9 protein-coding genes and 1 pseudogene are annotated in these 9,506 nt (G+C 69.9%); 7 read left to right on the top strand and 3 right to left on the bottom strand.

What is annotated here, in order from left to right; genetic code table 11:
- Window positions 1–131: 131 nt before the first annotated feature.
- Genes ACJOT3_RS28230 through ACJOT3_RS28220 form a run of 3 tightly spaced genes read right to left on the bottom strand, consistent with a single transcriptional unit; the run spans window position 132 to window position 1,752 of the window.
- Complete coding sequence (locus tag ACJOT3_RS28230) at window positions 132–590, bottom strand: hypothetical protein (RefSeq protein ID WP_406976163.1); 459 nt, start codon at window positions 588–590, stop codon at window positions 132–134.
- The gene (locus ACJOT3_RS28225) at window positions 587–805 is read right to left on the bottom strand and encodes a hypothetical protein (protein ID WP_406976162.1); all 219 of its coding nucleotides are present in this window, start codon (window positions 803–805) and stop codon (window positions 587–589) included. The genes ACJOT3_RS28230 and ACJOT3_RS28225 overlap by 4 nt, the downstream gene beginning before the upstream one ends.
- Complete coding sequence (locus ACJOT3_RS28220) at window positions 805–1,752, bottom strand: hypothetical protein (protein ID WP_406976161.1); 948 nt, start codon at window positions 1,750–1,752, stop codon at window positions 805–807. Before ACJOT3_RS28220 ends, ACJOT3_RS28225 begins: the two co-directional genes overlap by 1 nt.
- A gap of 186 nt (window positions 1,753–1,938) precedes the next feature.
- Between ACJOT3_RS28220 and ACJOT3_RS28215 the strand changes: the two genes are divergently transcribed.
- The 7 genes and pseudogenes from ACJOT3_RS28215 (at window position 1,939) to typA (ending at window position 9,402) form a co-directional block, all read left to right on the top strand.
- Complete coding sequence (locus ACJOT3_RS28215; RefSeq protein ID WP_406976160.1) at window positions 1,939–2,799, top strand: helix-turn-helix domain-containing protein; 861 nt, start codon at window positions 1,939–1,941, stop codon at window positions 2,797–2,799.
- 11 nt (window positions 2,800–2,810) lie between these two features.
- Window positions 2,811–2,999 (top strand): DUF397 domain-containing protein, encoded by a 189-nt coding sequence (locus tag ACJOT3_RS28210; protein WP_406976159.1) that lies wholly within the window; start codon window positions 2,811–2,813, stop codon window positions 2,997–2,999.
- A 207-nt stretch (window positions 3,000–3,206) separates the two neighbouring features.
- Window positions 3,207–3,404: a DUF397 domain-containing protein gene (locus tag ACJOT3_RS28205; RefSeq protein ID WP_406976158.1), complete on the top strand. Its 198-nt coding sequence runs from the start codon at window positions 3,207–3,209 to the stop codon at window positions 3,402–3,404.
- A gap of 669 nt (window positions 3,405–4,073) precedes the next feature.
- Window positions 4,074–4,484 carry an MmcQ/YjbR family DNA-binding protein gene (locus tag ACJOT3_RS28200; RefSeq protein WP_406976157.1) on the top strand — a complete coding sequence of 137 codons (411 nt, stop codon included), beginning with the start codon at window positions 4,074–4,076 and terminating at the stop codon, window positions 4,482–4,484.
- A 31-nt stretch (window positions 4,485–4,515) separates the two neighbouring features.
- Window positions 4,516–6,801, top strand: a complete 2,286-nt coding sequence (gene recD2, locus ACJOT3_RS28195; RefSeq protein WP_406976156.1) for an SF1B family DNA helicase RecD2 — start codon at window positions 4,516–4,518, stop codon at window positions 6,799–6,801.
- Window positions 6,753–7,193: pseudogene (locus ACJOT3_RS28190) on the top strand ((deoxy)nucleoside triphosphate pyrophosphohydrolase); the annotation flags it as partial. The gene recD2 and the pseudogene ACJOT3_RS28190, both read left to right, overlap by 49 nt.
- Before the next feature lie 316 nt (window positions 7,194–7,509).
- The gene (typA, locus tag ACJOT3_RS28185) at window positions 7,510–9,402 is read left to right on the top strand and encodes a translational GTPase TypA (RefSeq protein WP_406976155.1); all 1,893 of its coding nucleotides are present in this window, start codon (window positions 7,510–7,512) and stop codon (window positions 9,400–9,402) included.
- Window positions 9,403–9,506 lie beyond the last annotated feature (104 nt).

Below are 9,506 nucleotides of genomic sequence, written 5' to 3'. Positions count from 1 at the left end.
CCCCACCGGGGCCGCCCCGCGCTTCCCCCCTTGTCGGCGCGTGTGCCGTGTGCGAGGTGGCCGGTCTGGGCCCGCGTGCCCGGGAGGACTGGTGGGGTCTTCGGGCACGCGGGGGTTCGGGAGGCGGTGGGTCAGTCGCCGTGGGCGTAGCGGCGGCCCTGCTCACCGATGAGGGGCGCGCCCAGGGAGCGCTGGTGGGCGATGGCCTCGCCCTGGCGGCGGACGGCGTTCTTCTCCTCCTCGGTGAGGTCGTCGGGGATGGGGTCGTCGGCCGGGTCGGTGTAGCCGGGCTTGTCCATGTCCTGCTCCCTGGTGTGTGCGGTCTCGGTGGTGTCCGTGGTGGTGTGGTGGCGGGTGAGGAGGTCGCGCATGGTGGCGTGGTCGGGCGCGGCCAGACGCTCGTGGGGGTCGCCGGGTCCGGTCCAGCCCAGGGGCCGGTAGGCGACGACCTCTGTGCCGCCGTCGGGGGCCTGTTCCAGGGTGAGGACCCAGCGGCGGTGGATGAGGTCGTCCAGCATGCGCAGGGTCGGGTTCGGGCGCGGGGGCGGAACCCCGGGGGTTCCGGCGGGCCCGGCGGGTTCGGTGGTCACAGGGCCTCCAGGGGGCTGCGCCACACCAACGGCAGCGGGTGGGGGTCGCGGCCGGAGGTGACCGCGACCCGGGTCGTGCACCCGTCCGTCGCCGCGTACACCGCGTGGCCCTCCAAGGTCGGCCCGAGGTAGCGCAGTGGTACCTGGTGGGTGTGGGCCCAGAACCCGAGGGTCTGGATCGAGGAGAACTCGCGGATGTCGCAGACCCGGCGCATCAGGCGGCCCTCCCCAGGTTCCACTTCAGGATGCGGGCGGCGGCCAGGGAGTCCTTCCACAGCCCGTCCCGGTCGGCCGTCATGTGCGTGGTCCTGCGGAACGCTGCCGTGCGGGCCCGGAGCCGTGCGGCTGCCCGGCGCGCCGCCGGAGTCGGCCTTGCCGACCGGGTGTGAGCGCTGGTGCGGGTGCGGGCTCCTTCGCGCAGGGCCTGGATGCGGGGGCGGGAGGCCAGGGCGGCGGTGAATCCCGAGCCGGGCACCGACTCCGCAACCGCGTCCGCGATCGGGGTCGGCGCCGGGATCGGGGTGGCGATGGACCCAGGGAGCGGGTGCGACACCAGGGCCGTGGCCGGGTTCGCGATCGGGGTCGGTGCCAGTGCCGAGACCGAGACCGTGCCCGTGGCCGGGGAGAACACCGAAGTCGAGGCCGGGGTGGTGTCCATGCCCGCGATGGGGTTCGGCCCCGAGGCCGAGGTCGGTGCCGAGATGGGACCGACCACCGTACTCGCGGTCGGGTCCGACGCCAGGAGCACGGCTTTGGCGGTCGGGGGTTCGAGCCGCTGCTCCGGGCTGGTGCGGGGCTCCGGAACCCGGGGCGGGGTGAAGCCGGTGCCGCTGATCCTGCGGGGAAGCGGGGGCGGGAAGGCCGGCGACATCGGCGCCGGGGTGGGGGCCGAGGGCGGGGTGGTGGTGGAGGCCGTGCCGCCGACCCTGCGCGTTAGCGGTAGCGGAAAAGGGAGCACGGGCGGCACCGGCGCCGGGGGCGGGGCGGTGTGGGTGATCCACTGCCGCACCACCAGGGCCAGCGGCGCCAGGTCGCGCCCCGGGTGGGTGACGTACATACGGGCCCGGGCCGCCCGGCGAGGGCGGCGCCATCGCAGGGCTTCGCTGGCCAGCCAGCGGGCGGCCACGAGTTCGGAGCAGTTCAGGTAGCGGTATCGCGCCATGGGCGCACACCTCCGGTAGGGGTTGCCGCTGGATGAGAGCGGCAGCGGATGAATGCTCCTCCATGATGAACTTAGGAATCCAAAGTTTGCAAGCTCATGACAGGAATCCGATCACAGGATTCCGAAAGATGCCCTATTGAGAAGAACTGCCATACGATCGGCACGACCACCCCAGGGAGAGGCCCTATGACCAGGAGAATCAGCCCGACGGTTCGCCGACGGCGCCTGTCGGCGGTGTTGCGTCAGCTCCGCCACCAGCACGGCAAGACCCTGGAAGCCGTCGCCGACGAGCTGGAATGGTCGCGTGGACGGCTTGCGCACATGGAGGGCAACAAGTGGGTGCGGCCCGACCTGGGCAACATCCGCCAGCTGCTCGACTACTACGAGGTGACGGACGAGGCTGACCGGGAGGAGATCATCTCCTTGGCCCGGCAGTCGCGTGAGCGCGGGTGGTGGGCGAAGAAGTACCGGGACATCTTCGGCACCGACAGCTTGGTGGGCTTCGAGGAAGAGGCCTCCGTTATCTCCACCTGGCAGCCCGTGGTCATACCTGGGCTGCTTCAGACCGAGGGCTATGCCGCCGCCTCTGTCCGTGCGAGCCTGGCTCGCCCTTCCGAGGAGGTCACCCGCCGGGTCGAGGCCCGCATGACCCGCCAACAAATCCTGGCCAGTGACCAGCCGCCGACTGTCTGGGCGGTCATCGACGAGTCCGCACTCCACCGCATACCCATTGAGGACGGCGTCGCCGCAGGACAACTTCGGCACCTGATCGACATGGCGGAGGACCCCGACAACGAGGTGACGATCCAGATCCTCCCGTTCTCCGCTGGCCTCCACCCAGGCGTCAGTGGTCCCTGCGTCATCCTCGACTTCCCCGACGCGATGGATGCACCGATCGTCTACCTCGAATCGCGGACGGAAGGTCTGTTCCTGGAAGAGCCGAATGAAGTCAGCGAGTACCGGCTCGTGTTTGATCACCTCCAGGTCACAGCGCAGTCGCACGCTGATTCGATTCGCACCATGAAGAAGATCCACGACGCCTTGTAGAAAGCCGAACCATGCATGCACCCGAGCTGACTTTCCGGAAGTCCTCCTACAGCAGCACCGACCGTGACTGCGTTGAGGTCGCCGACTTGTCCACCGGTGGGGCCGCCGTGCGCGACACCCAGAACCGGGAGGCCGGGCACCTCACCTTCGCCGAGTCCGCTGAGTGGCGCGCGGTGCTGGCCGTGATCCGCGAGGCATAGGACACAACGAAAGAGGCCCCGACCAGTGGTCGGGGCCTCCTGCATTCATCCGAGGCAGAGTCTACAACTCAGCCTGGGACGTGACCACCAGATCCGCACAAGCACTTGAGTGGCCACTGCGCGCCAGGACGGTATGGGGGATAGGCGAAGGGGCACCAATCAGGGGAAAGACCGCTGACGGTCCACGAAACCCCTGGAGGAACTCCGGTGCATGCTGATAACCCCGGTCCCCTCGCTTTTCGCAAGTCGTCCTACAGCGGGTCCGGCGACAACTGCGTAGAGGTCGCTGACGTGCCGGGTGGGGCCGCTGTTCGTGACTCCAAGTGCCCCGACGCCGGACACCTGGCGATTGCGGCCGGGGAATGGTCGGCGCTGCTGTGGGCGGTTGCCCGCGAGACCGCATAAATACCTAGCGGCGGGAGCAGCCCGCCACTTTCCCTCGGCCTTCGCCGCAGGGGGTTGCCCACCTGCCTGGGGCCCTCAACCACAGCCCGGCCACCCGCCCGGGACCTCAGCCCCAGCCGGAGTACGTTGTGCCTCCCCCGCCGCGGGGGGTGACGGCCGCGGGAGGCCTCCGGCCCCGACCGAAGGGGGTGTCGGTAGAGCGGGACTCGGCCCGGTGTGCTGGGGGTGAGACAGCAAGAGCAGGTTTCCAGGCGGCCCGCCATCTGCGGAGGGCGGCGTAGGGGGCCGGTCTCGGTCGCGTTGGTCTCCACGGGTCACCGTTTGTGAACGTACAGACCCGTGCCGGGCGCGGAGCCGTCCCCACGTAGAAGGGGCGGCAGACCGGCAGGCGTATGCGTTGGACTCGCGTCCCGGGCGGTGGGGGTTGGTTCCAGGGGACGGGTCGGGGTCCGGCGGCACGCTCAGCCACACATGTCCAGGGAAAGAACGCTCCGACTGGGAACAGGCCGTTGCACAGACCTCGCTTGAAAGCCCAGCCACCCGCCGTAGTAACCCCGGCCCCAATCGCCCTCCCCGGACACAGGGGGTTTCGGTGCACGTGACCGCAACCCTCACCCCCGAACGTCGCCGCTCTCTGGCAGGCTCGAAGACGGAGAGGAGACACCCGCCGTGAAACCCACCCGCTTCATCGATGCCGCCCTGTGGTTCCCCGAAGCCGTGGAGACCGAGCCCTTCGGCTCCGGCACACTTGTCCACAAGGTGTGCGGCCGGATGTTCGCCCTGCTGCGGGAGGGGGACAACCCCAGTGTCAACCTCAAGTGCGACCCCTTGCACGCCCTGGAACTGCGCGACCGGTTCCCCGGCGGCGTCATCCCCGGCTATCACATGAACAAAGACCACTGGAACACCGTCACCCTCGACGGCACCGTCCCCGAGGACGAGATCCTGGAGATGCTGCGCGACTCCTACGTTCTCGTCGCCCGGAGTCTGCGCAAGGCCGACCGGGAACGTGTGCTGGCCGTACTAGGGGACGACTTCCCCGAACTCAGCGACGAGATGCCCGCCCCCAAGGCCGACTGACGGAGAACCGACGGAAAGGAGCCCAGTGCCGGTGTCCGAGGAGAAGCGCACCCCCGCCACTCGCGCCCCCGCCGTCGTCCAAGGCGTCCTGGAGCGCATCACCTACGCCAACGAGGAGACCGGCTACACCGTCGCCCGCGTCGACACCGGCCGCGGCTCCGCCGATCTCCTCACCGTCGTCGGCTCCCTCCTCGGCGTCCAACCCGGCGAAGCCATCCGCATGCACGGCCGCTGGGGCTCCCACCCCCAGTACGGCCGCCAGTTCCACGTCGACGACTACACCACCGTCCTCCCCGCCACCGTCCAGGGCATCCGCCGCTACCTCGGCTCCGGCCTGATCAAGGGCATCGGCCCCAAGATGGCCGAACGCATCGTCGGCCACTTCGGCACCGACTCCCTCGACATCATCGAACAGAAACCCCAGCGCCTCATCGAGGTCCCCGGCCTCGGCCCCAAGCGCACCAAGCTCATCGCCGACGCCTGGGAGGAGCAGAAGGCCATCAAGGAGGTCATGGTCTTCCTCCAGGGCGTCCAGGTCAGCACCTCCCTCGCCATCCGCATCTTCAAGAAGTACGGCGACGCCTCCATCGAGATCGTCCAGAAGGAGCCCTACCGCCTCGCCACCGACGTCTGGGGCATCGGCTTCAAAACAGCCGACACCATCGCCCAAGCAGTCGGCATCCCCCACGACAGCCCCCAGCGCGTCATGGCCGGCATCCAGTTCACCCTCTCCGAGTCCACCGGCGACGGCCACTGCCACCTCCCCGAGGAGAAGCTCATCTCCGCCGCCGTCAAGATCCTCGGCGTGGACTCCGGCCTGGTCATTGAATGCCTTTCTCAACTGATCCAGGAAGAAGGAGTGGTCCGCGAAGAGGTCCCAGGGCCCGAAGGCGAACCCGTCCGAGCCATCCACCTCGTCCCCTTCCACCGCGCCGAGGTCGGCGCCGCCGCCGGCCTGCTCACCCTCCTCAACCACCCCCACGACCGCATGCCCGCCTTCGCCGACGTCGACTGGGACGTCGCCCTCGACTGGCTGCACAAGCGCACCGGCACCGAACTCGCCGAGGAACAGCGCGCCGCCGTGATCCAGGCCCTCACCCGCAAGGTCGGCGTCCTCACCGGCGGCCCCGGCTGCGGCAAGTCCTTCACCGTCTCGTCCATCGTCACCCTCGCCGCCGTCAAGGGCGCCAAGGTGGTGCTCGCCGCCCCCACCGGCCGGGCCGCCAAACGCCTCACCGAACTCACCGGCCACGAGGCCGCCACCGTCCACCGCCTCCTGGAGCTGCGCCCCGGCGGCGAGGCCTCCTACGACCGCGACAACCCCCTCGACTGCGACCTCCTCGTCGTTGACGAGGCGTCCATGCTGGACCTCATCCTCGCCAACAAGCTCATCAAGGCCGTCCCGCCCGGCGCCCACCTCGTCCTCGTCGGCGACGTCGACCAGCTGCCCTCCGTCGGCGCCGGACAGGTGCTGCGCGACCTGCTCGCCGAGGACTCGCCCATCCCCAGCGTCCGCCTCACCCGGGTGTTCCGCCAGGCCCAGCAGTCCGGCGTGGTCACCAACGCCCACCGCATCAACCGCGGCGAGCCCCTGCTCTTCGAGGGCATGCGCGACTTCTTCCTCTTCCCCTGCGAGGAGTCCGAGGACGCCGCCACCATGGCCGTCGACGTCGTCGCCCGCCGCGTCCCGCGCACCTTCGGCCTGGACCCGCGCCGCGACGTGCAGGTCCTCACCCCCATGAAGGGCGGCCCGGCCGGCGCGGGCAACCTCAACACCGCACTCCAGGAGGCCCTGACCCCTCCCGGCGAGGGCGTTCCCGAACGCCGCTTCGGCGGCCGCATCTTCCGGGTCGGCGACAAGGTCACCCAGATCCGCAACAACTACGACAAGGGCGCCAACGGCGTCTTCAACGGCACCCTCGGCGTCGTCACCGGCCTGGACCCCGTCGCCCAGGAGCTGACCGTGCGCACCGACGAGGACGAGGACATCACCTACGACTTCGCCGAACTCGACGAGCTCGCCCACGCCTACGCCATCACCGTGCACCGCTCCCAGGGCAGCGAGTACCCGGCCGTGGTGATCCCCGTCACCACCAGCTCGTGGATGATGCTCCAGCGCAACCTGCTCTACACCGCCGTCACCCGCGCCAAACGCCTGGTCGTGCTGGTCGGTTCGCGCCGCGCCCTGGCCCAGGCGGTCCGCAACGCCTCCTCCGGCCGCCGCCACACCGCACTCGCGCACCGGCTGCGCGGCTACGCTCAGGGATCGTGGACCGAGACACCCCGACCACCGACGCCTCAACCGCCGACACCCTGATCGTCGTGGGCGCCGCCATCATCCGCGATGGCCGCGTCCTGGCCGCTCAGCGCGCCGAACCCGCCGCCCTGCGCGGCCGCTGGGAGTTCCCCGGCGGCAAGGCCGACCCGGGTGAGAGCCCGGCCGACGCCCTGGTGCGCGAATGCCGCGAGGAGCTGGGGATCACGGTCCGCGCCCGGGAGGCGGTCGGCGCCGACGTCCCCTTCCCGGCGACCCCGGGGCGCACCCGCCCGGCCGTGCTGCGGCTGCTGCGCGCCGACCTCGTCGACGGCGAGCCCCGCGCCCTGGAACACCTGTCCCTGCGCTGGCTCACCGCCGCCGACCTGGGCACTCTCGACTGGCTCCCGGCGGACGTGCCGTTCCTGGGACCGATCGGGAACCTACTGTCCCCACCCCGCGGCGAACCCCACAACAACACGCCCCACAACAACACACCCCGGAACGTCACCCAGAACGTCACCCACGACGACACACCCCGGAACGACACCCCCGACGAACCGCCCCCATCCGTCGAGTGAACTCTCGGCGCCCCCCGGGACGAATCACCCCGCCCACCGGGATGATTCACCCCTCCGGCGCCGTTGACCCTGTGGGCGTGATCGGGGTGACCTGTGCGTTTCCCGACCAGCCCCCCATGACCGCATAAACTGGCAACGGGCCGTGGCATCCTGCGGTCTCTACCCGGTATCAGGAGATCGAGACTTTTCCATGTCCACCGTCACGCCCGTCCAGGGCTCCGCCCGCCGTAGCGACCTTCGCAACGTCGCCATCGTGGCCCACGTCGACCACGGTAAGACGACCCTTGTGGACGCCATGCTCTGGCAGTCCGGTGTCTTCCGCGAGAACCAGGACGTGGACGACCGCGTGATGGACTCCAACGACCTGGAGCGCGAGAAGGGCATCACCATTCTCGCCAAGAACACGGCCGTCCACTACACCACGCCCGAGGGCGAGGACGTGGTCATCAACATCATCGACACCCCCGGCCACGCCGACTTCGGCGGCGAGGTCGAGCGCGGCCTGTCGATGGTCGACGGCGTCGTCCTGCTCGTGGACGCCAGTGAGGGCCCGCTCCCGCAGACCCGCTTCGTGCTCCGCAAGGCCCTCCAGGCCAAGCTCCCCGTCATCCTCGTCATCAACAAGGTGGACCGGCCCGACAGCCGCATCGCCGAGGTCGTGGACGACACCTACGAGCTGTTCATGGACCTGGACGCCGACGAGTCCCAGATCGAGTTCCCGATCGTCTACGCCTGCGCCCGCGACGGCAAGGCCTCCCTGGAGCGCCCGGCCAACGGCACCGTTCCGGACAACGACAACCTGGTGCCGCTGTTCAGCACCATCCTGAACACCATCCCGGCGCCCGAGTACGTCCCGGACGCGCCCCTCCAGGCCCACGTCACCAACCTCGACGCCTCCCCGTTCCTGGGCCGCCTGGCGCTGTGCCGCGTCCAGCAGGGCGAGCTGCGCAAGGGCCAGCAGGTCGCGTGGATCCGCACCGACGGCACCACCCAGCAGGTCAAGATCACCGAGCTGCTGATGACCGACGGCCTGGAGCGCAAGCCCGCCGAGAAGGCCGGCCCCGGCGACATCGTCGCCATCGCCGGTATCGAGGACATCATGATCGGCGAGACCCTCGCCGACCTGGAGAACCCGGTCCCGCTGCCGCTCATCACGGTGGACGAGCCCGCCATCTCCATGACCATCGGCACCAACACCTCGCCGCTGGTCGGCAAGGTCAAGGGCGCCAAGGTCACCGCCCGCCTGGTCAAGGACCGCCTGGAGAAGGAGCTCGTCGGCAACGTCTCGCTGCGCGTGCTGCCCACCGAGCGCCCCGACGCCTGGGAGGTGCAGGGCCGCGGCGAGCTGGCGCTGGCCATCCTGGTCGAGCAGATGCGCCGCGAGGGCTACGAGCTGACCGTCGGCAAGCCGCAGGTGGTCACCAAGGTCATCGACGGCAAGGTCCACGAGCCGGTCGAGCGCCTCACGGTGGACGCGCCCGAGGAGTACATGGGCGCCATCACCCAGCTGCTCAGCGTCCGCAAGGGCCGCATGGAGAACATGGTCAACCACGGCACCGGCTGGGTGCGCATGGACTGGCTGGTGCCCTCCCGCGGCCTCATCGGCTTCCGCACCGAGTTCCTCACCGAGACCCGCGGCACCGGCATCGCCCACCACGTGTTCGAGAAGTTCGAGCCGTGGTTCGGCGAGCTGCGCACCCGCCCCAACGGCTCCCTGGTGGCCGACCGCTCCGGTGCGGCCGTGGCCTTCGCGATGTTCAACATCCAGGAGCGCGGCACGCTGTTCGTGGAGCCGGGCACCGAGGTGTACGAGGGCATGATCGTCGGCGAGAACGCCCGCGCCGACGACATGGACGTCAACATCACCAAGGAGAAGAAGCTCACCAACATGCGCTCGGCCACGGGCGACGAGCTGGTGCGCCTGGTGCCGCCGCGCAAGCTGTCCCTGGAGCAGGCCCTGGAGTTCTGCCGCGAGGACGAGTGCGTGGAGGTCACCCCCGAGCACGTGCGCATCCGCAAGGTCATCCTGGACCAGAAGGAGCGCGGGCGCATCACCGCCAACAAGAAGCGCCAGCAGCGCTAGGGGACTCTTTCCTCGCAGGTTCCCCGCCGGTGGGCGGGCCGCGCGGCGGCCCGCCCACCGGCGTTTTCGGCGCAGGTCACCCGGGTAGACCGCTATGACATGAA

It is taken from the genome of Nocardiopsis protaetiae, from assembly GCF_045446735.1.
Lineage (GTDB): Bacteria > Actinomycetota > Actinomycetes > Streptosporangiales > Streptosporangiaceae > Nocardiopsis > Nocardiopsis protaetiae.
This window is presented reverse-complemented; position numbering and strand designations above follow the sequence as displayed.